Origin of the sequence: Aeromonas sp. 30P (assembly GCF_051919805.1) — a bacterium.
Taxonomy (GTDB): domain Bacteria; phylum Pseudomonadota; class Gammaproteobacteria; order Enterobacterales; family Aeromonadaceae; genus Aeromonas; species Aeromonas veronii.
Genome location: NZ_JBQBEA010000001.1, coordinates 4,138,384 through 4,165,205 on the forward strand (window position 1 = coordinate 4,138,384; position 26,822 = coordinate 4,165,205).

The following is a 26,822-nucleotide window of genomic DNA, read 5'->3' on the forward strand; positions in this document are numbered from 1 at the left end:
CCGGCTGACCGCCGGTTTTACTGGACAGTCAATTTCAAGGATCCCCCATGTTTGAACACGTCGATGCCTACGCTGGCGACCCCATCCTGACGCTAGTCGAGACCTTCCACAGAGACACCCGCGAGCAGAAGGTGAACCTGGGGATTGGCCTCTATTACGACGAGCAGGGGCGCATTCCGCTGCTGCCGTCGGTGCAGCAGGCCGAAGCCCAGCGCGCCGCCGCCCCGGCCCCACGCCCCTACCAGCCGATGGAAGGCGCCGCCAACTACCGCACCGCAGTGCAACACCTGCTGTTTGGTACCGACCATGAAGCGGTCAAGGCGGGACGTATCGCCACCATCCAGACCATCGGCGGCTCCGGCGCGCTGAAGATCGGCGCCGATCTGCTCAAGCGCTACTTCCCGACCTCCGAGGTGTGGGTCAGCAATCCGACCTGGGACAACCACAAGGCGATGTTCGAGGGGGCCGGCATCAAGGTGCATGACTACCCCTACTACGATGCGGCCACTGGCGGCGTGCAGTTTGATGCGATGATCGACTGCCTGAGCACCCTGCCGGCCAAGAGCATCGTGCTGCTGCACCCCTGCTGCCACAACCCGACCGGGGTGGATCTCTCCCGCGCCCAGTGGGATCGGGTGATCGCACTGGTGGTCGAGAAGAACCTGATCCCCTTTATGGATATCGCCTATCAGGGCTTCGGTGACGGACTGGAAGAGGATGCCTACGCCATCCGCGCCATGGTGGCCGCCGGTGTCAGCTTCTTCGTCAGCAACTCGTTTTCCAAGAACCTCTCCTTCTACGGCGAGCGCTGCGGCGGCCTGTCGGTCATCTGTCAGGATGCCGAAGAGGCGAGCCGCGTACTGGGCCAGATGAAGGCCACCGTGCGCCGCAACTACTCCAGCCCTCCTACTCACGGTGGCCAGATCACTGCGGCAGTGATGAGCCAGCCCGAACTGCGCGCCCTGTGGGTCGATGAAGTGACCGAGATGCGCACCCGCATCAAGGGGATGCGCCAGAAGTTGTTCGAGGTGCTGAGCGCCAAGGTGCCGGGCCGTGATTTCAGCTACTTCATCAACCAGCGTGGCATGTTCAGCTACACCGGCTTCACCCCGGAGCAGGTAGATCGCCTGCGCGAAGAGTTCGCCGTCTATCTGGTGCGCTCCGGCCGCATGTGCGTGGCGGGCCTCAACAGCCGCAACGTCGACTATGTGGCTGACGCCATGGCGGCGGTGCTCAAGGGCTAATCCGCATCAGCCCCGCTTTGGCGGGGCTTTTTGTCTGTTGCGTTCGCGGTCACCTCTTGAGGAGTCTGCTCACCCTCCCCTTGCTGTGAGAGAATGCCAGCAGGTCACCTTGAATCTTTCTGATTCCAAGCCTGTTTATCTTCATCAATTTCAGGAGCCACTATGGATCTGATCGCTCTCTCTAGGCTGGGAGGTCGCCATCTGGTCACCCTGCACCTGCTGCTCGACAACCAGAGCGTCACCCGCACCGCCGAACGGCTCTGCACCACGCCTTCCACCGTCAGCAAGACCCTCAACCAGCTGCGGGATCTGCTGGGGGATCAACTGCTCTACCGTCAGGGAAACCAGCTGTTGCTCACCCCCATGGCCGAGCGACTGGCCCCCACCCTGCACCGGCTGCTGGGGGAGCTGAACGGCCTCACTCGCCAGAACGCCTTCAACCCGCAGCAGTGGCAGGGCAGCTTGCGGCTGGGATTGCGCGAGAGCGTGATGACCTGGCCGGTGGGCCCCATTCTGGGTCAGCTGATGAAAGAGGTGCCGGGCATGGTGCCGGAGATCTGGAACAAAGATGAGCAGGGGCTGGAGGCGCTGGCAGCGGGCAAACTCGACTTCGTGATCCTGCCCCATGACCAGAGCCAGCCGTTGCCGCGCCAGCCCGGGCTGGTGTGGGAGACCCTACGGGAAGAAAAACTGGTCTGCCTGCTGCGCAAAGACCACCCCGCGCTGGCCAAGCCCTGGGATCTCGATGCTTATCTGAGCTGGCGCCATATCGCCATCCGGGATCAGGAGCTGGCCAACCCCTTCTTCGAGCAGAGCCTGGCCCAGCAGCAGGTGCGTCGCCAGATTGGCGCCACCCTGCCCGATTTTGCCAGCGCGGCGGCCCTGCTACCCCAGACTGACCTGATCCTCACCGCCATCGGTGGCTGGGCGGCCTGCATGGCCAGTCAGCCGGATCTGGTGATGCGTCCGGCACCGTTCGATTACGGCAAGGTGAGTCACAGTCTGGTCTGGTATGGCCCGGCCGGTGATGGCTCGGCCCGTCACTGGTTCCGCCAGCGGATCCTGCAACTGGGTCGCGAATTGATTGAGCCCTGAGCCGGGCGACAAGGAGAAGAGATTGATGTTTCACCGCGGCGAAACATCAATGGCAAGTAGGGACTAGGGACGTTTGGTATAGATGGGGCTGGGGAAGGAGGCGACGTTGCTGCCCAGATCCGTGATGCGGGCAGCCCCCTGCTTTTTCACCTGATCGATGCGCAGCACCTGATGCATGGGAATAAGGGTCTGGCGCACATCGGCAAATTCGCTCTTGAGCTTCTCGTGACTGGGATCGACGATAAGCGCCGTATGGTTGTCCCAGACAAAGTCGGCAATCTCGATAAAACCGAACAGCTGGCCCTGATTGACTTCGCGCACATACACTTCGTAGCGCTCGCTGTGGCAAATAAACTGAACCCGATATAACGCCTTGCTTTCACTCATGATTATCTGTCATTGAGGGGTAAGAAGATGGCCATTATTCTAGCCGCCGTTCTCGCCCCCTCCAATAGACAGAAATCACAGTTGCGGCCTTTCCATGCCGCACCTCACGCCATGACGGTCACCGGATGACGCAGCCACTCAGCCCATCAAGGCAGGCAGTGAGACCGGCCCCAATCCCGCTGCACGCAAACGGCTGGCCAGCTGTTCCAGCTCGGTTTGGCTAGCCTAGCTGGCCATTGCGCAGCCTCACCCCGTACCCCATGGTGGCGAAAGCCGTTGATGCGAATGGGCACAGGCCCAAGCTGCTGCAAGAAGGCGGCGAGATCCGCGTCCAGCTCACCACTCGCATCCAGAAAATCGCTCTTGCCCGGCACATGGAGCAGCCGCAGTTCGGTCAGCTTGCCGTGGCGTGCCAGCAACCTGAGCGAAGCCAGCACCCGCTCGCGGCCATAGCCGGTCAGGGTGTGATGCACCGAGTCACGCCACCCCTTGAGATCGAGCATGGCGCCGTCGAGCACCGGCAGCAGCCGCTGCCAGCCGGTTTCGGCCAGAGAACCGTTGCTGTCGAGCAGGCAACTGAGATGGGTCAGATCCGGCGCAGCCTTGATGGCGGCAAACAGCGCTACCACAAAGGGGAGCTGGGTGGTCGCCTCGCCGCCGGAGACGGTTATCCCGCTCAGCATTGGGCCGTAGCGGCGCAGCAGGGCCAGCACGTCGTCCACCGTCATGGTGGCAGTCTTGGGATTGGCACTGCGCGGGCAGGCCTCCAGACAGGCATCGCAATCGGTACAGAGCGCCTCCTGCCAATGAACCTTGCCCTCGCTCATGGTGAGGGCGCCACTCGGGCAGACCGCAAGGCAGTCGCCGCAATCGTCGCACAGCCCGATGGTGTGCGGGTTGTGGCAGCCGGGGCAGCGAAAGTTGCACCCTTGCAGAAACAGCACCAGCCGGTTGCCCGGCCCGTCGACACAGGAGAACGGCAGCACCCTGCTTACCAGGGCGCTGCGTGTTGGCAAGACATCAGCCATCGGTGCGAACTCAATACTCGCCGATAGTCGATTCGTGGGCGACCACTCGCGGTGCCCGCTGACGAATGGCGGTCACTTCACTCGCCTCGGCACCGAGACAAGTGGTCTGCAACCGCGAGCCTTCTTCTGCAAAACGAGCTACGTCGCTCTTGCGGATCATGTAGCCGGTCACCCGCACCAGATCGCTGTCGGCCACGTTGGCGGTGAACTCGCGCATGCCGATGGCGAGCGCCCCTTTGCAGAGCTGCAACAGCGCCTGCGGGTTCTGGCGGATGGTGGGATCCAGCGTCAGGATCTCGCTGATCCCCGAATGGTAATAAGTGTGGTGCGGTGCCAGTGCCAGCACATGGCTTGCCGGATCCGGCTCATGCCCGTAGGGAATGCGCACCCCGGGGGTAACAGCCACATCGATGCTGAGGCCACCTTGCGAATGCAACAAAGCGCGGCCACCCCAAGCATGGGTCTGCGGGGTCGTGGTCACATAGGCGGAGAGCTGGGCCGAGATGCGATAGCCAAGCTGGTTCGCCTCCTCGCCATAACCATAGCGATCCGGCAGATTCTCTTTATCCATCAGGATATTGACCGCTTCCGCCATGCCGTAGATGCCAAACATGGGAACGAAACGATCCTCATCCAGCAGCCCCTCCTTGACCAGGAAGCTGTCGAAGAAGCCGGACTCCTTATGCAAGAAAGCAGCCCGCGCTTCGATCAGCTGAGAAGCCAAACGGCAGTAGTGGGGCAGCAGGCAGCCGAGGAAGTCATCGATCCCCTGACACTGCTCGGCGACCCGCTTGAGGGAGATGCGCACCAGGGTATTGGCGCCACCGGCCTGCGGCAGGGCGTTGTAGCAGCTGACGATACCAAAACCACGAGTGTCGAAGGTGTCGCGGTGGATCGGGTAGTTGGCGATGTGCGGCTTGCTGCACTCGGCGATGTTCTTCACCGCCAGCAGCAGCAGGCTGTCCGGGGTCTGCTCCGGATCGTGGAAGAAGGTGAGGTTCGGCGCCACCTGCTTGAGCTCGTTGTCGATGCGCAGGATCAGGCGGCAGATGCGGTTGTCATCCGGCCCGATGTTGACGTGCATGAAGGCGTCCGGCAGCACCCGATCCAGATAGACCCAGAACCCCTTCAGCTTGCGATAGAGGGTCTCGTCATCCAGTTCGCCGACAAACGGCAACAGCAGATGGTCGAGCCGCCCCAGCCAGACCGGCATACCGGTGACGGAGGGGACATGGTGATAGAGGATGCGCAGGGCGTTGAGCGCCTCGTCGAAATCCTGCGGCGCCGCCAGCTCCAGCCAGGCAGAGCCCTGAGTCAGGAATTTTTCATAGTCCGGCAGCACATAACGCGGCTTGTAGGGGGCGTGCCCTTCGAACATGTCGCAGATAAAACCCTGCTCCATCGCCTCGGCGACTGCGGCAGGCAGGTCGGGGTAGGGCAACGCATTCTCGGCGGCCAGCGCCAGCGCGTGGCTCTTCTGGGCAGCGGAGAGATGGGGATCGCGCACGATGCGCTGACAGGTTTCGATCAAAGACATGGGACACTCCTTCACGGATAGAACCCATATCCTTACCATTTGCAGGCTTTTTTTGAAGTGACATTCATGACATGACGGATGTCGAATAATGACATCCATTACACAAGATCACGGCTCGCGCTTCACCAAGGCAAGAGCTCGGCTATGCCTCCCAGCCAGCGCAGCAGAAAGAAGCCCCCCATTCCACCCACCACCACAACCAGAGTCGGCAGCCGCAACAGGGTCAAGAGCATTACCCACAGGGTGGCAGTCAGGTAGTCAGGATCCCAGTCAAGACCTATCCCCGGCTCGTAGCTAAAGACGATGGGCAACCAGATTGCAGTCAGCACCGACTGGGCCGAAAAGCCGAGAAACGCCCCCATCTCGGCACCCGGCTGATATCGGGTCAACCGAGAAAAGAAGGCGAAGCGGTTGAAAAAGGTGATCAGGGCCAGCAGGCCAATCATCAGCCAGCTCACGCTACCTCCTCATCCGGTGCAGCACATAGCCCACCACCATGCCAGCCAGAGCCGAGACGATGATGTGGATCTCCGCCAGCAGCGGCTTGGTAAGCAACGCTGTGCCGCCGCTCACCAGAGTGGCCGCCACCATGGGCAAGTTTTTCATGGCGGGAATGGTCATGGCGATGAAGGTGGCCGCGATGGCAAAATCCAGCCCCATGCTGTCCAGTCCATCGATGTACTGGCCGGCCGCGATGCCGAGCAGGGTCGCCAGATTCCAGAACAGATAGAAGACGAATCCCGCGATGAGCGCGTAGGCCGGATCAAAGTGGCCGCTGCGCTCCCGGTCTTTCAGCGCCACAGCGAACATCTCATCAGTCAGGAAAAAAGCAAGGCTGGCCCGCCAGCGCAGGGAGAGCGGCAATACGTCACGGCGGAAGGTGAAGCCGTATAGCAGATGCTGGGAAGTGATCACCATGGTGGAGCCCATGATGGGCAGCAGGGGCGTGCCCGCCCCGAACAGGGTCGTGGCCAAGAGCTGGGCGGCTCCGGCGTAGACCAGCAACGACATCAGCTGAGCCTGAAGCGGACTCAGCCCGGCCTGCAACGCCAAAGCGCCACACAGGATCCCCCAGGGGATCACCGAAATGGAGAGCGGGAGCATATCCAGTGTGGCACGCCACCAGAGCATCCCCGTTCGCTCGGGCACGCTCGTTACTGACATCATGTGATCTTCCTTGTCACAGCCAAAGCGAGCCGAAAAAACTAGCACGGGACAGCAAGCGCTGTCACGTCATCACTGGCGGGAAATAAAACGCCCGCGGAGTCGCGGGCGTGCACAAGGGGATCAGGGCTCGATGACGATGGGCGTACCCGGGTCAATAGCGTCCCACACTTCATCCAGCTCGTGGTTGAGCATGGCGATACAGCCGTTGGTCCAGTTGGAAGGCTGAACCCTGCGGTTGCCAATACTGTTGCGCTGGCCGTGGATCATGATCATGCCACCCGGACGAACACCCAGCTCATTGGCGCGCTTGATGTCATCTAGGTTCGGATAGTTGATATGGATGGCTTTGTAGTAGCCGGAATTGGTCTTCTTGTAGTCGAGGGTGTAGCGCCCTTCCGGCGTACGCTGATCCCCTTCCTGCTGCTTGTGCCCCTTGGGCGCCGGGCCCAGAGCAATCCAGTAGCGCTTCAGCTCTTTGCCATCCTTCATCAGGGTCAGGCTATAGGTCGACTTCTTGACCACCACCAAATCGGCTTTTTCGGTCAAGGCAAAACTCAATGCGGGCCAAAGCCCCAACAAACACAGTAATACGGCTCTCATTCCATCCCTCGACAAGCCTCTGGTGCGGGCTTTTCTTGTTACCAGGTCATCTGAACGATGCCCGCCGAGCGGCGAGCGAGCGCCATGATATTGGATCGCCATCAATACTCAATATGCCCGGCAAAACATATCTTGCCGCAGCCAGGCCATCTTCCTTGAACGCTGTCATTTTGCATTGGTAATTAACAGTTAAAACAACAAGATACAAAAAATTATCGCGCTGGCACCCGGGGCAATGATCGGCGAAGATAACACTCCACTCCCCGACAGGATCATGCCATGCGCTCTTCGTGCCGCCTCGCCACCCTGCTGTTCTCGCCACTCCTGCTCTGGCTGCCCGCCAGTGTCGCCGCCGATGCACTCTGGCTGCGCGAGCCCGCCCTCTCCCCCGATGGCAAGCAGCTTGCATTCACCTGGCAGGGGCGCATTTTTGTCGCCAGTGCCGAGGGTGGCCCCGCTGCGGCGCTCACCGGCAGCGACTACCTGAGCCAGCGGCCGATCTGGTCGCCGGATGGCAAAAAGCTCGCCTTTGCCGCCAATCTCTACGGCAACGAGGATGTGTTCGTGGTACCCGCCAACGGCGGCGAGATGGTGCGCCTCACTCGCGATTCGCGCACCGATCTGCCGCAAGCCTTCAGCGCCGATGGCAAACGGCTGCTGCTGAGCAGCCAGCGCTTGGGGGCGCCCGATGCCGACCATTTTGTTGCGGAAGGCTACCAATGGGGCGAGCTCTACTGGACTCCCATCTCCGGCGGCACCTTGCAGGCCAATCTGCCGCTGCCTGCGACCCTCGCCCGCCCCCACGGGGAGCGGCTCGTCTACCAGATGCCCGCGGCGGATCAACCCTTTCGCAAGCATCAGCACTCGTTCGCGGTGCCCCGTCTCTGGCTGTTTGATGGCAAGCAGCACAAGCAGCTGACCAAAGATCGGGTGGCGGCCACCGATCCGGTCTGGAGCGACAAGGGAGATACCCTCTTTTACCTGAGCGAGCGCAGTGGTGATTTCAACGTCTGGCGCCGGGATCTCGCCAGCGGCAAGGAGCAACAGCTGACCCACTATCAGGGCCATCCGGTGCGGGGGCTCAGCGCCTCTCGCAGTGGCGATCTGGTCTGGTCATGGCTGGGCGAGCTCTATCGCCTCGATGCCGGTAGCAGCGAGCCACGCAAGCTGACCCTCACACCGCAAGTGGCGAGCACGCCGGATGAGGCGAGCGAGGCCCTGACCCTGGCAGACGAAGCGCTGGTCAGCGAAGGGGCGGACGAGCTGATCCTGGTGAGCGAGGGCAACCTGTTTGCCGTCGACCCCGAGCGGGAGCGGGTGCGTCAGCTGACCCGCGATCCGAGCGAGCAATCCAGCCCTCTCTTCGCCGAGCAGGGGCGCGCCCTCATCTATCTGTCGGAGCAACAGGGGCACGCCGCCCTCTATCGCCTGCGCAAGGGAGATCCGGATCTGCTGTTCAGCGATCCCGGCACTCTGACCGAGAGTCTGCTGCTGGCGATTCCCGACAAGGGGATCAGCCGTCCGGTACTCTCCCCCGATGGCAAACAGCTCGCCTTCGTGGTGGATGGCCAGGCCATCCATCTGCTCGATCTGGCGAGCAACAAGCAGCGGGAGCTGGTGCCTGCCAGCTTCAACCCGTCGCGCCACGAGGTACATCTCGCCTTTGCCCCCGACTCCCGCCATCTGGCGCTCACTTTCCGCCCCGATGCAGCAGAGCAGGAGATCGCAGTGATCGACACGGCCAATCCCAAGGCCAAACCGGTCAATGTCAGCCTCAACGGCTATCAGGATGGGCAACCGGGCTGGAGTCAGGATGGTGCCATCCTCTACTGGCAATCGACCCGGTTTGGCGCACTGGGGCCCGATGGCGAGCCCCTCGTCACCAACCTGCTCGGCATTTACAGCAGCCGCGCCGCCAGAGCCGATGCGATTGCCGAGCTGGAGCCGCCGAAAGGGGGATACGGCTTTGAGAGCGATCGCCTCAACCATCGGGAAGCGCTGCTGTTGCAACCCACCGGCACCCTGCTCGCCAGCCGCATCATCGGCGACCAGCTGATCTATCTGGTGGAGGAGATGGGGGTCAACAGCGAGAGCGAGATCAAGGGCTACAGCCAGGATCTGCGCAAGGGCAAAACCAGCGAACTGTTTGGCGAGCAGCCCGGCCCTGCGCTGGCAAGCCTCAACCAGCAGGGCACCCTGGCTACCCTGGTGCGGGATGGGGAGATCACCCGGATCCACCTCGACTCCGGCGAGGCCACCAGCGCCCCCTTCACCTTGCAGCCCACCAGCCGCTGGCAGGAACGCATGACCGCCGCCTTCGATCAGATCGCCCGGCTCACCCGGGACGAATTCTATCTGGACGATATGAACGGGGTGAGCTGGGATAGCTATGTCGCCGCTTACCGCCGCCTGCTGCCGGGCATCGGCAACCCGCGGGACTTTGGCAACCTGCTGGCGGAGCTGGCTGGCGAGCTCAATGTCTCCCACACCTGGGGCAACGGCCCCGCCCCCTTCCCGCGCATGGCGGACGAGACCGCCAGCCTGGGCGGCTACTGGCAGGATGGCGAGCAAGGGGTGATGCTCACCGCTCTGCTCTCTGGCGGCCCGCTGGATCAGGAGAGCGATATCGCCCCGGGCGCCCGCCTGCTCGCCATCAACGGCGTCCCGATTGCCAATCTGGCCGAGCTGGATCAAGCCCTTAACCATCAGGCCGGTGCCCGGCTCGCCCTCATCTTCCAGCAGGAGGGCAACAAGCAAACTGACGAGGTGGTGCTCACCGCCATCGACAAACAGCAGGAGTACCAGCTGCAACAGGATCGCTGGATTGAGAAACGGCGGGAGCTGGTGGCCAGGCTGAGTGGAGGACGGGTCGGCTACGTCTATCTGCCGGCAATGAACAGCGAGGTCTACGATGCGGTGGTGGCGGATGCCCTCGGCAGACAGCGCAATCGCGATGCGCTGATCGTCGATGTCCGCTTCAACAGCGGCGGCTATCTCGCCAATACCCTGGTGGAGTTTCTGACCGGCAGCGGCAGCACCAAAGGAATGGCCAGCAGTTGGCCTCGTCAGGGCAAGGGTGAAACCGACGCCGCCACTCGCCAGTGGACCAAGCCCTCGGTGGTGCTGGTGAACGCCGCCAGCTACTCGGAAGGCTCCGCCTTCCCCGAGTACTACCGCGCCCTCAAGGTCGGCCCCATCGTCGGCGATCCGGTGCCCGGCACCGGCACCATGGTCTACAGCCACGACTCCCGGCTGATCCCGGGCCTCTCCTACGGCATTCCGACCCTGGGGCTGCGCAAACCGGACGGCACCTTCTACGAGAATCAGGAGCTGATCCCGGATCTGCAGGTGCCCCTCACTCCCGCTGACATGATTGCCGGGCGCGACCCGCAACTGGAGGCGGCGGTACAAGCCGCCCTCAAGCAGTTGCCAGCCAGCGCCAAATAACGGCGCCCATCGAGCTCAACGAAAGCGAAACAGCTCGCGATGCAGATGCCCGCCCGGCAACCGCCGGGTCAGGGCATCTGCCATCCCCTCCGGCCCGCAAAACCATACCTGCTCGGGTGCATCCTGCGCGATGCGGGCCAGATCCAGCCGCCCAGCCGCCTTGTCCAGATGCAGCTGATAACGCACACCGGTGCGATGACAGAGCTCGGCCAACCGCTGGTGGTAAACCGCCCCCGCCAGATCCGGCGCGCACTGGATCAGGGTGATCCCCTCGCCGCGCTCGCCACGGGCAGCCAGCCCCTCCAGCCAGGCCACAAACGGCGTGATACCGATCCCGGCCCCCAGCCAGAGGGCTCGCCCTCCCCCTTGCGGGGCGACAAAGGCGCCATAGGGGCCGGTCACCACCACCTCACCCCCGACGCGCGCCTCTGCCACCAGCTGACGGGTATGATCCCCGAGCGCCCGTACCGCGATCACCAGCTGGCGCCGATCCGCCGACACCCGCACCAGAGTAAAGGGGTGCGGCCCCTCCTTGGCGTCAAATTCGAAAAAGGCAAACTGACCCGGGCGGTAATGGGCGAGCGGCCGCTCCAGCTGCATGGTCAGCTCGCAGGTCTGATCCGCCAGCGCCCGCACCGCAATGACCCGGCCCGGATGGCGATCCCGCGCCCCCACTTGCCCCAGCAGGGAGTAGAAGGCCCCGATAGCGCCGATCCCGCCAACCAGCCAGACTGATACCCCCACCGGGGTCATGGCCCCCACCTGAGGCAACAGGCAGAGCCCATGACACCAGCCCGCCAGATAGATGAGCGGGGCCAGCCGGTGGATCAGTCGAAAACGACCATAACTCACCAGCGCCAGCAAACTCAGCACCACCAGCGCGATCAGCAGATAGAAACTCCACTCCCCCAGGGTATTGCCAAGGGCATGGAGCGAGATGCCATTGCCTGCTCCGGCACCCACTTCGGCACCGCTGGCCCCACGCCGTGCGGGACGACTCAACCAACCTGCCGAGACCGCCCACTTGGGGGCCTCCACCAGCAGCCAGTGGGCGGTCAGCGCCAATGCGCCGCCGATGGCCGTCTGACGGTGCAATCGCAACATCCGATCCAGACCGCCACACCACACTTCCAGCTTCGGCAGGCGCAACGCCAGCCACAGCGAAATGGCCATATAGGTCATCCCCAGCAGACCCGTCAGCAGCAACATCTCATGGCGCCAGGGCCACACCCCGTTGGCATCCCCCGCATAACCGAGCCACCAGACTCCGACCGCCAGCAGCGGCAACAGCCACCACATCCATTTGTTCGTCATAACATGCTCCCTGGTTCCATCGCGGCAGGGCCTCATCTCCCTGCTGATGGCTCCATTACACACCCGTCCGGTCACAAGACTTTGCCAGAGGGGGAAGCTTGTGTGGCAATGTGTGACAAACGGAAACAAAAGAGGGGCCGACTGGTCCCTCGTGATCACCCTTGTTGGCTCGCCCCTCTTCACAGGAGATAGCGCACAATCCACCTCCGCTGTGATTGACGACCTGCCAGAAAAAGGAATCAAATGGGGACGTTACATATCTGCGGCGGAAAACCTGCTGCCCACTCTTCCGGACAAGGAGATCCCCCTTGCTTTCATCCACCGAACAACGCTACTGCCCGAGTTGTCAGCGCGAGACCAACCATGTCGTGGTGCTGGTCGACAAATCCTATGGAAAAGAGGTGAAACCAGAGCAAAAGCGCACTGCATTTATCAAAGACTTCATTACCGGCTGGGCCGCCGGCCCCTTTCTGGCCAACATGGATCGCTTTGAACGCCACACCATCTGTGAAAACTGCGGAAATAAAGTCATTGATGAATGAAAAATTAGGGGCAAAGCGACTGGTTTTGGGAGTGTCGGCGACATCACGATGGCAAACCGGCCCGGAAAAAACGCTCCGGGTACCCTGCCCGCTTTGCAGTGCTTGATCGGTGATAAAAAGTGAGGGGCCGACCGGCCCCTCATGATTACGGCGCTTTTGAGGCCGTTCGCTTGCCTACCAACCGGTGCAGCAGCCTGTTGTATTTTGCCCAGGAGTGGATCAGCAGGAAGATGCCGAACAGCAGGGCAAGAAACAGTTGTCCCACTTCGATGGCATCCAGCGAACCGATAAAGCTCTCATCCTCCTCCGCCTCCAGATAGTTGAGCCAGGGTTGCAGGGCCAGAAAAATCCAGCCGACCCATGTCACAAGCAGGATCAGCAGATCCCGCAGCCGATACTTCCAGCTGCGCCGGGTACCGTTGCTGATGATCATCTCCTTCGCCAACTTATGTTTTGTCACGGAACGACTCCCCCCTGTCAGGACTCTCCCACACCGCCAACTGGCCACGACGACGCAGGATCGCCTTGGGCACCGCCACCACCACGGTCACCAGATTGAGCAGCCAGTAGATGAGCGGATACCAGACACACCAGATAAAGCTGCGGGCCATGCTCTTGTCGTAGTGGTTGTCGATAAAGATGCTGACCCCGAACTGCACCAGACAAATCGCGGTCATCATCACCCCGGCCCACTGGAACAGATGACCCACCGCCAGTCCGCTCACGTCAGGCTCAATCAGCCAGATCAGTGCCAGCAGCAACATGCTGTAGCACCAGGCAACGCTGGAGAGATACTCCAGCAGCAGCAGCCAGAAGCGTCGGTTGCGCCAGCGCATCGCCTGCAAGCCGTAGCGCAGAAAGACCTCGGCGCCCCCCTGTGCCCAGCGCAACCGCTGCTTGTAGAGACCGCGTACCGTCTCCGGCATCAGCACCCAGCAGAGCGCCTGGGGCTGATAGTGGATGAGCCAGCCGGCCAACTGCAGCTTCCAGCTGATGTCGATATCCTCGGTCACCATGTCATTGCTCCAGCCACCGACCGCCTCGACCGCCTGCTTGCGAAAGGCCACCACCACCCCGGAGACGGTAAAGACAGTACCGTAGATCCGCTGGGCCCGCTTGATGAGGCCGATGATGGAGCTGAACTCGCCGGTCTGGATCTTGCCGATGATGGTGGAGCGGGTGCGTACCCGCGGATTGCCAGTGACCGCCCCGACTCTCGGGCTCTCGATGAAGAGCTTCACCATCCAGCGCACCGCGTCATAGTCGAGCACCGCATCCCCGTCGATGCCGACCAGGATCTCCCCGCTGGCCACGGCCAGCCCGTTGTTGAGCGCCATCGCCTTGCCCTGGTTGTGCTGGTGGAGCACGGTCAGGCGCGGATCCTGCTGCGCCAGCCGATCCAGCCGCGCGCCTGTGTCGTCCTTGCTGCCGTCGTTGATGGCCAGCACCTCGAAATCGGGATAGCGCTGGCGCAGCAGGTGGCCGATGGTCTCCTCGACGTTGGCCCCCTCGTTGTAGCAGGGCACCATCAGGGTCACTCTGGGGTAATAGGGGAGCTCCAGCCCCCGCTTGGCCAGCGCGATATCCCTTCGCTCCCACTGGAAGTAGTAATAGAGACCACCACAAACCCACACCATGGCCATCAGACTGGGATAGGCCAACGTAAAGATGGCTATCCCTTCCAGAAGATCCTTCACCGCATCGCCTCCCCTGGGGTGGCTTTAGCTGCACTGACTGCGACCGGCGTCACCGGCAGCTGGGTCGGCTGAGGCTGGGTCTGCACCGAGAAGACCGGCTTGAGCACCGCCGGATCCGGCTGGTTGTTGTGAAAATCATCCGGGTAGTAGCCAAAGTTGGTCACCCCCTTGCGCTGAATGATCTGCATCCAGCGCGCCAACTCGGCATCGGGGATGGGCTGATCGGTGCGCCAGTTGCGGCTCTGCAGTTCGAACACCAGCCGATTGGCCGGCACCTGTGCCAGTGAATCCTCCGCCAGCCTGGCCAGCCACTCATCGGGGTTTTGTGCCTGCTCCATATAGGGCATGGCCATTACGGCGGTGAAGTCATAGGCCTTGGCAAACGCCGCCATGCTCTGGGCAAACCACTGCTGGGATTGCGGCTCGGTCACCAGCGCCGCATAGATGTTGCGGGCGGTCTTGAGGCCGTCGGCGCCCCCTTGGCGGTAGCGGGCGGCGGCATCGCGCAGCGCCATGGTGAAGTCGATCAGCAGATCGGTCTTCTGCTCCCCCTGCGCCTGCAGCGCATTCGGGGTGCGAGCCAGCGACATCGGCCCCTCGTAGTCGCTGAGGAACGCATCGTCATGGAACAGCAGACCATCGAACTTGGTGTAAAAACCGAGATCCTCGTAGATATCCAGCAGCAGCTGGCGACTGGCAGGATCCCAGGGCGAGAGGCGCAGATACTGCCCCTTGGCGGGGGCGCCGGTACGGCTGTCGGTGACATAGGCGTGGTTCGGCCCCATGTCGTAGGCCATCACCGGCATCCAGGCGAACACCTTGACCCCGGCACGGGTCTTGAGCTGCCAGGACACCCGGTTGAAGAGATCCGCCTTGACCGGCATATGACGGTTGGGGAAATAGAGGGCCTCCGCCACCCCGTCGCCGTTGTCATCGGCATAGGCCTGCAGATAGACGGTGGTGATGCCGTAACCCTTGATCCGATCCAGCAGCATGTCGATGTTCTTGTTCATCTGCTGCGGATCCTTGTCGTAGACATAGTCCAGATCCACGTGCACCAAGCGCTCCACCTGCCGCTCCCAGGTATTGCCCCCCATGATCTCATCCAGGGTTTCGAGGCTGGTGTCCTCCTCCAGCAGATAACGGCGCACCGTGCTGCCCGAGTCACTCAGCTTGTTGAGCCCTTCCGCCAGGGTGAAGGTGTAGGGCATCCCCGCCGCACTGGCCAGCTCCAGCGCCGTCTGGTTGAAGGCGCCGTAGGGCCAGACCAGGATCCGTGGTGCCCGACCGGTCTGCTCCCTGAGCTGGCTGGCTGATGCGTCGAAGTCCGCTTTTATCCGGGCCCGATAGTCGGCCATGCTCTCGTAGCCATTCTGGCTCCAGCCTGCGGTGGTCACCGCCGGCTGCACGTTGCCCTGCGGGTTGGCGAGCAGCCCGTAGTGGGAGGTGAAAGTGTGGGAGGCCAGCTCCACCAGTCCGGAGTCCTGCATCTCGCGGATCTGAGGCCAGCCGACGAAGTAGCTGCGTGGTAGCTTGTCATTGCCGTACGGGACCATCTTGTCATCGGCAACATCCAGCCAGCTGCCCACCAACGCAAAGACCGCCGGATAGTTGTAGAGCTTGAGCAGCGGATAGACCAGCCGGTAGAAGCTCTCGTAGCCGTCGTCGAAGCTGAGCAGAATCGCCTTCTCCGGCAGCTGTGCTTTGCCCGCTTTGGCATCCAGGATCTGCTGGAAGCTGACCGGGTGATAACCCTGCTGCTTGATCCAGTTGAAGTGGCGGATCAGGGTGTCGCGCCGGATGGTCTGGGGATAGAGCTTGAGGTTGGGGGTCAATTTCAGATCGACGATATCGTGGTAGCAGAGCACCACATAGTCATCGGGTTGCCGGGCTGCCTGCGTCAGCGAAGGCAGCAGTGCAAGCAGCAAAACGAAAGGAGCAAGCCAGCGTCTCATCACATGAAACTCCATTGCAGATTGGCGAAGATGAAATTTCCGAACTCGGGATTGCCGTCATAGATGGCCTGACGGCGGCCAAGGCCATAGCCCAGGCTGAGGGCGGGAGAGAGGATCCAGTCGTGGCGATAGCTGAGCTGCCACCCCTGATCGCTGCCATAGCCTTGCTGCCAGTAGTGGTTGCCACTCATGGTCAGGCTCTGTAGTAAAGAGCGGCGCCCATCCAGCGGCAGCCGGTAGCGCCCCGCCAGCTCCAGCTCCAGATTGCGATCCTGCAAGGGGTTGAAGTAGTCGACCTCCAACGCCTCGTTGCGGGAGGTGGCGCCGCGCAAGGTGGTATCGAACCACCAGCGATCCCGACGCCAGAGATCCTGACGCAGCCAGCCGGAGGCGGTCAGCCGCCGGTTGCCGTCGCTGATATCCATCCGCTCCAGCCGCAGCGCCCCCTCGCGGGTCTCATCCTGACGCCAGCCCAGATCGAACTGGTATTGATCGGCGTAGTTGCCGCGCGCCAATGCCCGCAGCGGGGTGTCGGCACTGTTGAGATTAATGGCTGCACCCAATGTCCAGTGATCATCCAGCCGCCAATCGAGGCGACTCCAGAGATAGCCTTTGTGGTTGAGCTCGCTGCCGGCGCCCCCCTCCAGCGTCAGTTGCAGCGGGTAGAAAAAGATCTCGGCCCCCAGCCCGGTATAGGCGGCGCGCTCGGGCTGCTGGTCGAACTCGCCAAAGCTGCCCTGACGGCGGACAAACAGTCGATCACCGCCATCAGTGCGAGCGCTGTAGAGGCGGCTGTCGTAGCTCCAGTCACGACTGGCCTGCACCGAGCCCCCTTCGTTGCGGCCATGGGTCAGGTCGGTGACAAATTGCGGGGCCTGCTCCAGAGTCAGCCGCTGCTGCAGTTCCTGACGATCCCGGGTCAGGTTGCCAAGGGTGCGCACGGCCTGCGGCGTGCCCTGCCAGTCCCCCTTGTCGAGCCGGGCGTTGAGGCGACCCGGCTCGGCCAGCGCGGTGCGTCCTGCTGGCAGCCAGCGCACAGCCTGCTGATAGGCCTGCTCGGCTTTATCGGGATGACCCCGCCAGCGGCGGATATCCCCCAGTTGCAGCCAGAGCCAGGGATTGGCAGGCGCGGTTTTCAGCCATCCTTCCAGCTGCCGCTCTGCCGCGCCCGCCTCACCACGCCAGGCCTGCAGCAACGTTTTAAGCTGCAACACCTTCTCGTAGTCGTCGTTGGCCATCCGCATGTTGCCGGTGAAATCCCAGCGAGTCGGCGGCTCCTGCCAACCGGCCAGCAGCCCCTGCGCCGCGCCATAGCGCTCTCCATCCGAATAGGCATAGAAGCGCTTCTCCAGCAGGCGTTTGTCTTTGGCCCGTGCAGGGGTCGCCAGTTGCTGGTAAATCACGGAGGCCTCATCCACCCGCCCCAGCCCGGCCAGTGCATCGGCGCGCGCCTCCAGCACATAGTCAGGCAATGGCCCCTCGGCCTGCAGCGTAGCGGACTCCCGTTCGGCCCGGGCAAACTCGCCGAGGGCCACCAGCGTCACCACTACATCTCGGCGGGCACTGATATAGAGCACATGATCGTGGGGGGCGCGGGCCAAGATCCGTTCTTGCAGCGCAAGAGTGCGGGTCAGGGAACGGCGGGCCAGCACCGGATCCTCGGTCTGGGCCGAGATCCGCAGCAGATTAACCGCCTGGTAGTAGTCGAGCCAGAGCCGGTCGACCGGTTTGAACAGCTTGGGGTAACGGCTCATCAGGTCTGCAGCCGCAGGGCCTGCCCCCAGGCTCACCGCTACCCGATAGAGCGCCAACACCTGCTCGGGATTATCCGGCTCCAGCTCCAGCCACTGCTGACGGGCCAGCAGCTCACCCATGGGATCTTCACCCTGGCGGGCGGCATAGATGCGGACTTCGAGGATCACTTGGTCGCGGCCGAAACGGGCTTCATAATCAGCCGCTGCGCGGCGGGCCAGCTCGCGGTTGCCCTGATCACTGGCAGTGAGAAACAGCCCGAGCCAGCCATTGTGGTTGGCCGGATCGCGTCCCTGCAGGATGCGGTAATAGCTGATCGCTTCGGAGTAGCGCTTCTCGTCGCGGGCGGCACGGGCCACCCCTTCCAGTGTACTGTTGCTGATGGGGCTGAGCTCGCACGGCTCACAGGCGGCCAGCGCCCCCTTGCGATCACCCCGCCACAGCTGCACGGCGATCAGATCATCGAGCACCTTGCCATCACCACTTTGTCGATAGAGAGCATCCAGCCCGTGCGCTGCCGCATCCAGCTCTCCCGCTCGGGCCTTGATCACCCAGGCTTCACGCACTCTGTCCACCTCACTGGCACACACCAGCAGGGGCAACAGCGCCAACATCAAAAAGATGCGATTCATTCGCAACATACCACCCATAACAAACGCTGGTCATATCGTCCCTGCACGACCATACGGATATACACACCCGTCCACTCCTGCCTGATGAGCAAGAGGGCTTCCTGACTTGTGTGCTGATTTCGAGGGTGAAAGGCGGGCAACGGCCACACCTTTCCTATGTGCGGCCCAGCCATCTCCGGGCGGAGATCTGAGGCTTTCCGAACCCGATTCACATCGGGAGTGGCAAGGTGGGCGATTTTGCAGCTGTGGACAATTTAGTCAATCCGACAAGATGGGAATAGTTCTCAAAAAGATGAATAGATCAATCTTTATGCACAAAGGTGAGTGCAAAAAACACTATTAACAAAACAGACATAACAGCGTGAATCACCGAATCTATTACCTTGCCGCTCACTGTTCACGCTAATCTTCATATGAATACATATTTGATGGAAAAATCGCGGACACTATTGCCAAAGCGACACTTGGTGTCGTACCCATCCCTAGTGAGGTATCCCCCACTACAGCTGTAACAAGGGATAGCCATAAGGCGCCGTGCTCCCGGCATGCTCACCGGGAGCACTGTGGTTTACGCGGCTGACGCTCGTCGGTAATGATCAACGATCCACGCCTCGAAGTCGGCCAGCATGCGGGTTTCCGACTCGCTGTTGTCGGCGATAAGCTCGGCGCCATGTACCACCCGGATATGAGCATCGAGCGGGCTTCCCTCACCCGCCGCGGGGCGCTGCTGCGCGGCGGCCATGCAGGCTTGCGCCTGTTGCCAGGCTTCGGCGGCGCTCAGGTTGCATGCCTCGGCCAGCGGCACCGCGCTGAATCCCTCGCCGGTCAGGCTGCGCAGGGTCTCATCGTGACTCATGCCGTTGCCAGGCCCCCAGTAGTGGGCGGCCAGATCCGGCCCGATACGCGGATTGTCGGTGAGGTAGCCATCACGCTTGAGGAAATAGGCGCGGGTCTGCTCCACCGCCATCAGCGCCAGCAGGTAGCCGTGATAGGCGCAGGCCGACTCCTGATTAAGGAGGTGCGGAATGGCCAGCAGCGGGCGCGGGCTCTCGACCCCGACAATCTTGCGCTCCCACTGGCGGGCCAGCGCCAGCACGGCGGCCGGGGTGCGATCGCCGTCGGCCATGGCGTAAAGATCCCGCTCGAAGTAGGCCACCAACGCGATCTGGCGCTCGTTGAAGGCACGAAACGGCTGGCGGGCGGCGATCATCTCCTTGATGAGGGCATCGGGAACAGCCTCTCCTGCCGCATTTCTGGCGTAGCGTTTGAGCCAGTCGGCATCGTCCAGCAGGCTGTCGCAGAACATCGACTGGGTTTCGGCATAGGCCATGGAGGTGGGCGGAAACTCCTGTGAGAAGCAGGGGGCATTGCCGGTGACATTGGCAAAATGCGCGGCATGCCCACCCTCGTGGAACAGGGTGTTGAGGCCGTTCCAGCCGCTGCCCACCTGCGCCGGGTCGGCCAAGCTGGTGAAATTGACCACAGCTGGCACCCACTCCCCCTGCTGGAAGAAGCTCGGTACCGGACCGTGGCAGAAGCCGTTCTCGTATTTCCCCTCCCGGGTCAGCAAATCCAGGGTCAGGGTCGCCCCGCGATACTGGATGCCGAGCCGGCGGAAGCTCTCGACCCAATCCCGCAGTGCCCGCGAGAAGGGCACATAAGGATCTAGCTGGCGGGTCACATCGCCGCTCACGCTGTAACGCAGGTTGTGGGGCAGCAGGGCCGCCTCGCCCTTGGCAACCTTCAGCTCTTCCAGACTCTGCTGCAACCGGGCGTCGGTGCGGGCGATAAAGTCGTCGAGGATGGCGAACAGCTGCTCCGGGCTCATCTGCTCGTTCTTGCACACCTTGTAGTCGAAGTAGTCGCGATAGCCCATAGCGCGGGCAAAGCGGTTGCGGATCGCTACCACCTCGAGAAAACCGTTGCCGACCACCCACTGCTCCAGGGTGTGGAACATGGCGAGCGCGCTCTGGCGCACCGCCTCGTTCGGGCTGGCGGCGAGCGAGGTACTGGCGGCGGGCAGGCTGCCTGCGACCTGCTGGCCCTGCTCATCCAGCAGGGTCAGTTTCAGCCCCTTGCGGCGGGCGAACAGCTCCGCCTCGACAGCCACCAGCTCATCCATCAGGGCGGCCGCAGCGGGATCTTCAATCACATTGCACTCGAAGAAGGCGATCCAGCCTTGCAGACCGCGCTTGAGATCATCCTCGTCGGCCTGCACCAACATCTCCCGCAATTCGGGCAGACGGGCCGGATTGGCACAAAAGGCCTTGTAGGCCTGCTCGGCAGCGGTGAAACCGGCCTGATCATCGCTGGTGCCCATATAGGTGGACCAGAAGAGATCCTCCTTGCGCCTGTGCACCTGCAGGTAGTCGGCGTTGAGCTGGTTGAAGTAATTCCTGGCAATGGAACTCATAAATTCCCTCTTGTTATGGGGTCACCCGCAGCGGGGCCCACTCCTTTTTTTGAAGAAATGCCAAACCATTCACACTCTTTGGCAAAAATTGCGCAGGGATGCGCATCAACACGCTACCAAAAAGTGGGGGTTGCTGTCTGCTGACTATACTGATGTTAAAACGCTCATTTGAGAAAGCTCAGCAAGAGACTGAAAGTAAATGAGTTGTTAACTCTTACGAACTGGCTGCCGCGGTACAGAGCCACATAAAATCAACAGGGAAATGAGGGTTTAGTCATGTTCAAGCTCGGTGATATTACCGTGAGCCGCAAATTGATCTTGCTGCTCGCACTGGCGTTTGTCGGTTTTGTCTCGCTGCTGCTTATCTCGGCCAACGCGCTCCAGCGCAATCTGATGAGCGAGCGAGAGGCGCGGCTCAATGCGGTATTGGAGCAGGCCATGAGCCAGATCCAGTTTCTGGCCAGCACCCTGCCAGCAGAGCAGGCTCAGCAGGAGGCTCGCAAGCTGCTGACCAACACCCGCTTTGATGGCAACAACTATTTATTCGTCATCGACGAGAACCGCACCATGGTGGTTCACCCCATCCGTCCCGAACTGGTCGGCCAGAAGATGGGTGAAGGAGGTGCCGCCACCGCCGGGCAGTTCTGGTATCAGATGGTGGATATCGCCAAAGGGGGCAAACAGGGCACTCTGCAATATGTGTGGGTCGGCCCGTCGGGTGAGACCGCCGACAAGCTATCCATGGTCTCCGGCTATCAGCCCTGGGGCTGGATCCTCGGTTCCGGCATGCTGCTGCAAGATATTCAGCAGACCATCTGGGCCCAGTACATGAAGATGGGTACCGCCACCGCCACCGCCATCGTGATCCTGCTGATGGGGCTGCTGGGCTGGCGCATCACCCACTCCATCGTCTCCCCCCTCAGCCAGATCAACCACGCCATGCAACGGGTCGCCAAGGGGGATCTGGTGGTGAGCATCCCGGTACAGGGCAAGGATGAGCTGGGAGTGGTCGCCCGCTGCACCAACCAGAGTCTCGATGCCATCCGTCACGCCCTGCTGGAAGCCAGCCAAGGGGCCCGCAACGTGGCGGATGCCGCCCTGCGCATCGCCGCCTCTGCCGAGCAGACCAATCAGGCAGTCACCAGCCAGCGGGATCAGCTGGCCCAGCTCGCTACCGCCATGAACGAGATGAGCGCCACCATCTCCGATGTGGCTGGTCATGCCGAAAATACCGCGCGGGATACCCAGGAAGCGACCGGTGAAGCGGGCCTCGGCAACCGTGACGTTCATGCCAGCGTGCACGGCATCAAGGCGCTGGCCACCGAGGTGGAGCAGGCCACCCAGCAGGTCAACCAGCTCAAAGAGGGAGTGATGCAGATCAGCGAAGTGACCGCCGTCATCAGCGCCATTTCGGAGCAGACCAACCTGCTGGCCCTCAACGCCGCCATCGAGGCAGCACGGGCTGGCGAGCAGGGCCGCGGCTTTGCCGTGGTGGCCGACGAGGTGCGCCAGCTGGCCAGCCGGACTCGCCAATCCACCGAAGAGATCCAGAGCACCATTGCCCAACTACAGCAACGGGCCGTCACCGCCGCCAATGCCATGGACACCAGCCGCAAACTGGCAGAGAGCAGCGTCAATCAATCCCAACAGGCGGGGCAGGATCTCACCCTGATCGTCAACCACATCCAGCATGTAAGCGACATGGCAACCCAGATCGCTACCGCCGCCGAGCAGCAGAGCATGGTGGCCGAGGATATGAACCGCAATGTCAGCGGCATCAACGACTCGGCGCTGGAGATGTCCCAGTCCGCCTCGCAACTGGCGCAGGAGAGCGAGCTGCTGGCCGGTCTCTCCCGCAGTCTGGATGAGCGGCTTGCGGTATTCAAACTGGGCAAAGAGTCCGCCGCGGCGCCGATGATGGCGCCCCAATCTCCCCCCTCCGGCGAGCAGCACGCCCGCCATTGATGGCGTCAATCTGTGTCGCCTTGTCACCCGACCTGCCAGCTCAGCTGGCAGGTTTTTTTACGCAGCAAAACACGCAGCAAGCATGCATCTTATTGGCATATTCAACGGCATTCGACACCGTTCACAAATAAGAGAACAATTTAAAAACAGCCAGTTAGAATGATTTGCACGCCATTGGATGATGCGTTTAAACATTCAACTTCAAATAACGAATCAATGCAGTGCACAATGCTGATGGCCGAACATTTGGCCCATCACTAATCATCTAGTCATTTGGCAAACTGACCGAAAGGTCGGGACGCAAAGCCTCCGGTCTACAGACGTTTTGTCCAGGATAGCGGGGTCGCCACACGCAAGTGTGTATCGGGGAATTCCCAGGCCAACTGACTGCCCACATCTGTCGAACAGAGGAATGTATGGCAGCAAAAATCCAACTCAATCACATCGCAGCGGTGCTGGCTCTGCTGGCCAGCGGCAGCGCCCTGGCTCATGGCTACATCAGCCAGCCAGAGAGCCGCAACTATCTGTGCAAAACCGGCGGCAACAGCCAGTGTGGTGGCGTGCAGTGGGAACCCCAGAGCGTGGAGGGCCCTTCCGGCTTCCCGCAGAGCGGCCCGCAGGATGGTCAAATCGCCTCGGCGGGCAGCCCGCGCTGGAGCGAGCTGAACATCCAGACCAGCGACCGCTGGACCAAGCGTGAAGTACAGCCCGGCCCCTTCGCCATCAGCTGGACCTTCACCGCAAACCACGTCACCCGCAACTGGCGCTACTACCTCACCAAGCAGGACTGGAACCCCAACCAGCCGCTCACCCGCGCCTCGTTCGATCTGACCCCCTTCTGCGTCATCGACGGCAACATGGTGCAGCCGCCCAAGCAGGTAACCCACAACTGCATCCTGCCGGAGCGCACCGGTTATCAGTTGATCCTCGGCGTGTGGGAAGTGGGCGACACCAGCAACAGCTTCTACAACATCATCGACGCCAAGTTCAAAGATGGCAGCCAGCCGCCGCTGGAGTGGAGTCAGGCCGGCACCATCTACCCCTCCATCGACCTCGCGGCAGGTGACAAGGCAATGACCCGGGTATTCGATGCCAACGGCGAGCGCCCCGATCTGCAGACCGTGCTGACCATCACCACTGCCGAGCAGGGCCAGAAGAACAACTGGGCTCATGCCCTCGCCAGCAAGATCAACGCCGAGCAGAGCCTGATCCGCGCCGGCCAGCAAGGAGCCGATGGCCAGTTCAATCCGGTCTACGGTATGAACCCCATTTATCTGAAGCGAAACAGCGAGTTGAAGCGAGTCGAGATTGACCTGCAACAGCAGCAACCGCCGGTGGTGGACAGTATCAGCGTCAGCGGTCTGGCCAGCGACTATGTGCTGGACAACGGCAAGGCAACCCTCGATTTCACCGTCACCGCACAGGGCGATCTGGCCGTCACCAACACCCTCTATGACCACGGCGGCGTCGCCAAGGGGGAAAGCAGTGCCGACATCAAGGACAGCAGCCACACCTTCACCATGGCGCTGGAAGGTCTCAAGGCAGGTCACCACCAGCTGGTGATCAAGGCCACCCCGAAAGCGGGCGGCGAGACCATCCAGCAGACCATGGATCTGATGTTCAAGGAGCAGAGCAGCGGCGAATACGACTTCGTCTTCCCGGACTCGCTCAAATCCTATGCCGCCGATACCAAGGTGCAGCAGCCGAAAAATGGCAAGGTCTATCAGTGCAAGCCCTTCCCCTACAGCGGCTACTGCCAGCAGTGGACCACCACCACCACCCAGTACGAGCCGGGCATCGGCTCCCACTGGCAGATGGCGTGGGATGAAGTGAAGTAACTCGCCACCGGATAGCAAAAGGGGGGCCATTTGCTCCCCTTTTGCTATCTCTTCTCATTCAAATCTGGAAGTCGATGGCAGGCTCGCTGCCCATGGCGCGGGCCTGAATATCCGCCAGCGCCAGTTCGGGGTTGCAGAGCTGGATAAACTGCCAGGCAAAGTTGTGCTGGAACTGCCCCTGCTTGAGGCCAATCCAGGCGGTATGGGGGGCAAACAGATGGCTGCCATCAAGCTGTACCAGCCCCTGATCGCGCTGTGCGTCGAACGCCATGTCGGCCAGTATGCCGACCCCCATCTCCAGCTCGACATAGGTCTTGATGACATCGGAGTCCTGCGCCGTCAGCAGGATCTGCGGCTCGATGCCAGCCGCAGCAAACGCCTCATCCACCCGCACCCGCCCGGTCAACCCGGCTTGATAGGTGACGATGGGCCAGTTGGCCAGCGCCGCCAGCGTCAGATCCCGCTCGCCTGTCAGCGGATGTTGCCCGGGCACCACGATGTTGTGGTGCCAACGGTAGTAGGGGAATGCCACCACCCCTTCGCTCTTGTCGAGCTGCTCGCTGCTGATGCCGATATCCACCTCGCCGGTCTGCACCAGCCGCACTATCTCCTCCGGGCTGCCCTGACGCAACTCCAGCTGCACCAGCGGGAACTGCTCGCGAAACGCCTTCACCACCCGCGGCAGGGCATAGCGCGCCTGGGTATGGGTGGTCGCCACCAGCAAACGGCCCGAGTCGCGGTTGGCAAAGGTACTGGCCAGTTTGCGGATGTTGTTGGCGTCATTGAGAATGCGCTCGGCAATCACCAGCAGTTCCTTGCCAGGCTCGGTCATACCGAGCAGCCGCTTGCCGTAGCGGATGAACAACTCGATCCCCAGCTCCTCTTCCAGCTCGCGGATATGGCGACTCACCCCGGATTGCGAGGTAAAAAGGGCGTTGGCCACCTCGGTCAGGTTGTAATCCCGCCGCGCCGCCTCCCGGATAATGCGTAACTGCTGAAAATTCACCTTGTCGCCTCCTGCGAAGAGTGGGTGACACAAGCTGGTCACCCCCTCATTTTTGTTATTTGGCCGGATCATGCCCCGGCAGAGCGCCTGAACCCGGGTAGCCATGCCACCCGCAACACAACATCAAATCTGGTAATCGGGATAGAACTGCGCCTGTCTGGCCACCAGCCGCACCCCCTGTCCCGGGGCAAACTGCTTGGCCGCCTCCTTGCTCAGCTCCGCCTCATAGTGGGCCCCTTTGGTTTCGCCATCGCCACGCAGCTCCACCCGAATGCGTGGCCCCATGGGCAGCAGACGGGTGATGGTGGCACGGATCCCGCCCGGCGCATCGGCTGGCAGAATCTCCAGTTCATGGGGACGAACATAGGCGATGGCGGCACTGCCGTGGGCCAGATGAGAAGCCGACGGCCCGCCGAGCAGCTGCTCGCCGACACCGAATCCCTGCTCCGCCACCCGACCGCGGAACTGGTTCACGCTGCCAAGGAAGCTGTGGACGAAGGAGCTGGCGGGCTGGTCATAGACCTCGGCCGGGGTGCCAATCTGCTCGACCCGTCCGGCGTTCATCAGCACCACCCGATCTGCTACCTCCAGCGCCTCCTCCTGATCGTGGGTGACGAACAGGCTGGTGACGTGCAGCTCGTCGTGCAACTCGCGCAGCCAGCGGCGCAGCTCCTTGCGCACCTGCGCATCGAGGGCGCCGAAGGGCTCGTCCAAGAGCAACACCTTGGGCTGCACCGCCAGCGCGCGGGCCAACGCAACCCGCTGACGCTGACCGCCGGAGAGCTGGGTCGGATAGCGCTCGGCCACGTGGCTGAGTTGCACCAGATCCAGCAGCTCCTTGACCCGGGCGCGAATGGCCGCCTCGGCCGGGCGCTCGCTGCGCGGTTTGACCCGCAGGCCAAACGCCACGTTCTCGAAGACTGTCATATGGCGAAACAGGGCATAGTGCTGGAACACGAAGCCGACGTTGCGCTCGCGCACATGGAGATCCGAGGCGTCCTCGCCACGGATGATGACGCTGCCACTGTCGGCCTGCTCCAGCCCGGCGATGATCCGCAGCAGAGTGGTCTTGCCGCAACCGGAGGGGCCGAGCAGCGCCACCAGCTCACCGTCGTGAAAGTCGAGGTTGATGTCTGCCAGCGCCGCGTACTGATTGAAATGCTTGTTGAGTTGTTGAACCTGAATGCTCATGGCTGCCTCTTT

The 26,822-nt window shown here is 62.1% G+C and carries 19 protein-coding genes, 1 pseudogene and 1 riboswitch; of the genes and pseudogenes, 6 read left to right on the forward strand and 14 right to left on the reverse strand.

Translation table 11 applies throughout. From position 1 onward, the window contains the following. Positions 1-47: 47 nt before the first annotated feature. Both ACTG2B_RS19520 and ACTG2B_RS19525 read left to right on the forward strand, forming a co-directional pair. Positions 48-1,244, forward strand: coding sequence for an amino acid aminotransferase (locus ACTG2B_RS19520; RefSeq protein ID WP_439996698.1), 1,197 nt, complete (start codon positions 48-50; stop codon positions 1,242-1,244). Between the two features lie 162 nt (positions 1,245-1,406). Next, positions 1,407-2,339 carry a LysR family transcriptional regulator gene (locus tag ACTG2B_RS19525; protein WP_047434445.1) on the forward strand — a complete coding sequence of 311 codons (933 nt, stop codon included), beginning with the start codon at positions 1,407-1,409 and terminating at the stop codon, positions 2,337-2,339. A gap of 63 nt (positions 2,340-2,402) precedes the next feature. Here the strand turns inward: ACTG2B_RS19525 and ACTG2B_RS19530 are convergent, their stop codons facing one another. From ACTG2B_RS19530 to ACTG2B_RS19555, 6 genes and pseudogenes are all read right to left on the reverse strand, one after another. Further along, positions 2,403-2,726 (reverse strand): DUF1820 family protein, encoded by a 324-nt coding sequence (locus ACTG2B_RS19530; protein ID WP_005340296.1) that lies wholly within the window; start codon positions 2,724-2,726, stop codon positions 2,403-2,405. 138 nt (positions 2,727-2,864) lie between these two features. Continuing rightward, positions 2,865-3,754 (reverse strand): annotated as a pseudogene (locus ACTG2B_RS19535) (YjjW family glycine radical enzyme activase). 10 nt (positions 3,755-3,764) lie between these two features. Continuing rightward, positions 3,765-5,291 (reverse strand): YjjI family glycine radical enzyme, encoded by a 1,527-nt coding sequence (locus ACTG2B_RS19540; protein WP_439996699.1) that lies wholly within the window; start codon positions 5,289-5,291, stop codon positions 3,765-3,767. A gap of 122 nt (positions 5,292-5,413) precedes the next feature. Then, on the reverse strand, positions 5,414-5,749 hold the full coding sequence (locus tag ACTG2B_RS19545; RefSeq protein WP_005340292.1) for an AzlD domain-containing protein: 336 nt from the start codon (positions 5,747-5,749) through the stop codon (positions 5,414-5,416). 1 nt (position 5,750) lies between these two features. Further along, the gene (locus ACTG2B_RS19550) at positions 5,751-6,458 is read right to left on the reverse strand and encodes an AzlC family ABC transporter permease (RefSeq protein WP_342401095.1); all 708 of its coding nucleotides are present in this window, start codon (positions 6,456-6,458) and stop codon (positions 5,751-5,753) included. Between the two features lie 120 nt (positions 6,459-6,578). Continuing rightward, on the reverse strand, positions 6,579-7,058 hold the full coding sequence (locus ACTG2B_RS19555; RefSeq protein WP_005340284.1) for a L,D-transpeptidase family protein: 480 nt from the start codon (positions 7,056-7,058) through the stop codon (positions 6,579-6,581). 279 nt (positions 7,059-7,337) lie between these two features. Here ACTG2B_RS19555 and ACTG2B_RS19560 point away from each other — a divergent pair, with 279 nt between their 5' ends. Next, entirely contained in the window at positions 7,338-10,505 is a 3,168-nt protein-coding gene (locus ACTG2B_RS19560) for a S41 family peptidase (protein WP_439996700.1), read from the forward strand. Between the two features lie 15 nt (positions 10,506-10,520). Here ACTG2B_RS19560 and ACTG2B_RS19565 read toward each other — a convergent pair whose 3' ends face one another. Then, the gene (locus ACTG2B_RS19565) at positions 10,521-11,819 is read right to left on the reverse strand and encodes a ferredoxin reductase family protein (protein WP_439996701.1); all 1,299 of its coding nucleotides are present in this window, start codon (positions 11,817-11,819) and stop codon (positions 10,521-10,523) included. A gap of 308 nt (positions 11,820-12,127) precedes the next feature. On the opposite strand from ACTG2B_RS19565, the gene ACTG2B_RS19570 reads away from it, so the two are divergent. Next, positions 12,128-12,361, forward strand: coding sequence for a hypothetical protein (locus ACTG2B_RS19570; RefSeq protein ID WP_139735262.1), 234 nt, complete (start codon positions 12,128-12,130; stop codon positions 12,359-12,361). Between the two features lie 145 nt (positions 12,362-12,506). Here the strand turns inward: ACTG2B_RS19570 and ACTG2B_RS19575 are convergent, their stop codons facing one another. From ACTG2B_RS19575 to ACTG2B_RS19595, 5 genes are all read right to left on the reverse strand, one after another. Next, a complete protein-coding gene (locus ACTG2B_RS19575) occupies positions 12,507-12,821 on the reverse strand; it encodes a hypothetical protein (protein WP_128834913.1) in 315 nt (104 codons plus the stop codon). Further along, a complete protein-coding gene (gene pgaC / locus ACTG2B_RS19580; protein WP_439996702.1) occupies positions 12,808-14,058 on the reverse strand; it encodes a poly-beta-1,6-N-acetyl-D-glucosamine synthase in 1,251 nt (416 codons plus the stop codon). The genes ACTG2B_RS19575 and pgaC overlap by 14 nt, the downstream gene beginning before the upstream one ends. Then, on the reverse strand, positions 14,055-16,013 hold the full coding sequence (gene pgaB, locus ACTG2B_RS19585; RefSeq protein WP_439996703.1) for a poly-beta-1,6-N-acetyl-D-glucosamine N-deacetylase PgaB: 1,959 nt from the start codon (positions 16,011-16,013) through the stop codon (positions 14,055-14,057). The genes pgaC and pgaB overlap by 4 nt, the downstream gene beginning before the upstream one ends. Continuing rightward, positions 16,013-18,397, reverse strand: a complete 2,385-nt coding sequence (gene pgaA / locus ACTG2B_RS19590; RefSeq protein ID WP_439996704.1) for a poly-beta-1,6 N-acetyl-D-glucosamine export porin PgaA — start codon at positions 18,395-18,397, stop codon at positions 16,013-16,015. The genes pgaB and pgaA overlap by 1 nt, the downstream gene beginning before the upstream one ends. 568 nt (positions 18,398-18,965) lie before the next feature. Beyond that, a complete protein-coding gene (locus ACTG2B_RS19595) occupies positions 18,966-20,810 on the reverse strand; it encodes a M3 family metallopeptidase (RefSeq protein WP_439996705.1) in 1,845 nt (614 codons plus the stop codon). Positions 20,811-21,086: 276 nt separating this feature from the next. Between ACTG2B_RS19595 and ACTG2B_RS19600 the strand changes: the two genes are divergently transcribed. Both ACTG2B_RS19600 and gbpA read left to right on the forward strand, forming a co-directional pair. Further along, positions 21,087-22,775, forward strand: coding sequence for a methyl-accepting chemotaxis protein (locus ACTG2B_RS19600; RefSeq protein WP_439996706.1), 1,689 nt, complete (start codon positions 21,087-21,089; stop codon positions 22,773-22,775). Positions 22,776-23,040: 265 nt separating this feature from the next. Further along, positions 23,041-23,126: riboswitch (cyclic di-GMP riboswitch) on the forward strand. A 65-nt stretch (positions 23,127-23,191) separates the two neighbouring features. Then, a complete protein-coding gene (gene gbpA, locus ACTG2B_RS19605; RefSeq protein WP_439996707.1) occupies positions 23,192-24,613 on the forward strand; it encodes an N-acetylglucosamine-binding protein GbpA in 1,422 nt (473 codons plus the stop codon). 58 nt (positions 24,614-24,671) lie between these two features. On the opposite strand, the gene cbl is transcribed toward gbpA, so the two are convergent. Together cbl and ACTG2B_RS19615 are read right to left on the reverse strand one after the other, a co-directional pair. Next, positions 24,672-25,619 (reverse strand): HTH-type transcriptional regulator Cbl, encoded by a 948-nt coding sequence (gene cbl / locus ACTG2B_RS19610; RefSeq protein ID WP_194495245.1) that lies wholly within the window; start codon positions 25,617-25,619, stop codon positions 24,672-24,674. Between the two features lie 123 nt (positions 25,620-25,742). After that, positions 25,743-26,810, reverse strand: coding sequence for a sulfate/molybdate ABC transporter ATP-binding protein (locus ACTG2B_RS19615; protein ID WP_058058577.1), 1,068 nt, complete (start codon positions 26,808-26,810; stop codon positions 25,743-25,745). Between the last annotated feature and the right edge of the window lie 12 nt (positions 26,811-26,822).

Excerpts from the sequence above, each read along its gene's own strand:
- ACTG2B_RS19530 (WP_005340296.1), bottom strand. The coding sequence starts at position 2,726 with ATGAGTGAAAGCAAGGCGTTATATCGGGTTCAGTTTATTTGCCACAGC.
- gbpA (WP_439996707.1), top strand. The coding sequence starts at position 23,192 with ATGGCAGCAAAAATCCAACTCAATCACATCGCAGCGGTGCTGGCTCTG.
- ACTG2B_RS19560 (WP_439996700.1), top strand. The coding sequence starts at position 7,338 with ATGCGCTCTTCGTGCCGCCTCGCCACCCTGCTGTTCTCGCCACTCCTG.
- ACTG2B_RS19555 (WP_005340284.1), bottom strand. The coding sequence starts at position 7,058 with ATGAGAGCCGTATTACTGTGTTTGTTGGGGCTTTGGCCCGCATTGAGT.
- ACTG2B_RS19615 (WP_058058577.1), bottom strand. The coding sequence starts at position 26,810 with ATGAGCATTCAGGTTCAACAACTCAACAAGCATTTCAATCAGTACGCG.
- ACTG2B_RS19595 (WP_439996705.1), bottom strand. The coding sequence starts at position 20,810 with ATGAGTTCCATTGCCAGGAATTACTTCAACCAGCTCAACGCCGACTAC.
- ACTG2B_RS19540 (WP_439996699.1), bottom strand. The coding sequence starts at position 5,291 with ATGTCTTTGATCGAAACCTGTCAGCGCATCGTGCGCGATCCCCATCTC.
- ACTG2B_RS19565 (WP_439996701.1), bottom strand. The coding sequence starts at position 11,819 with ATGACGAACAAATGGATGTGGTGGCTGTTGCCGCTGCTGGCGGTCGGA.
- ACTG2B_RS19550 (WP_342401095.1), bottom strand. The coding sequence starts at position 6,458 with ATGATGTCAGTAACGAGCGTGCCCGAGCGAACGGGGATGCTCTGGTGG.
- ACTG2B_RS19525 (WP_047434445.1), top strand. The coding sequence starts at position 1,407 with ATGGATCTGATCGCTCTCTCTAGGCTGGGAGGTCGCCATCTGGTCACC.
- pgaB (WP_439996703.1), bottom strand. The coding sequence starts at position 16,013 with ATGAGACGCTGGCTTGCTCCTTTCGTTTTGCTGCTTGCACTGCTGCCT.
- pgaA (WP_439996704.1), bottom strand. The coding sequence starts at position 18,397 with ATGAATCGCATCTTTTTGATGTTGGCGCTGTTGCCCCTGCTGGTGTGT.
- ACTG2B_RS19520 (WP_439996698.1), top strand. The coding sequence starts at position 48 with ATGTTTGAACACGTCGATGCCTACGCTGGCGACCCCATCCTGACGCTA.
- ACTG2B_RS19600 (WP_439996706.1), top strand. The coding sequence starts at position 21,087 with ATGTTCAAGCTCGGTGATATTACCGTGAGCCGCAAATTGATCTTGCTG.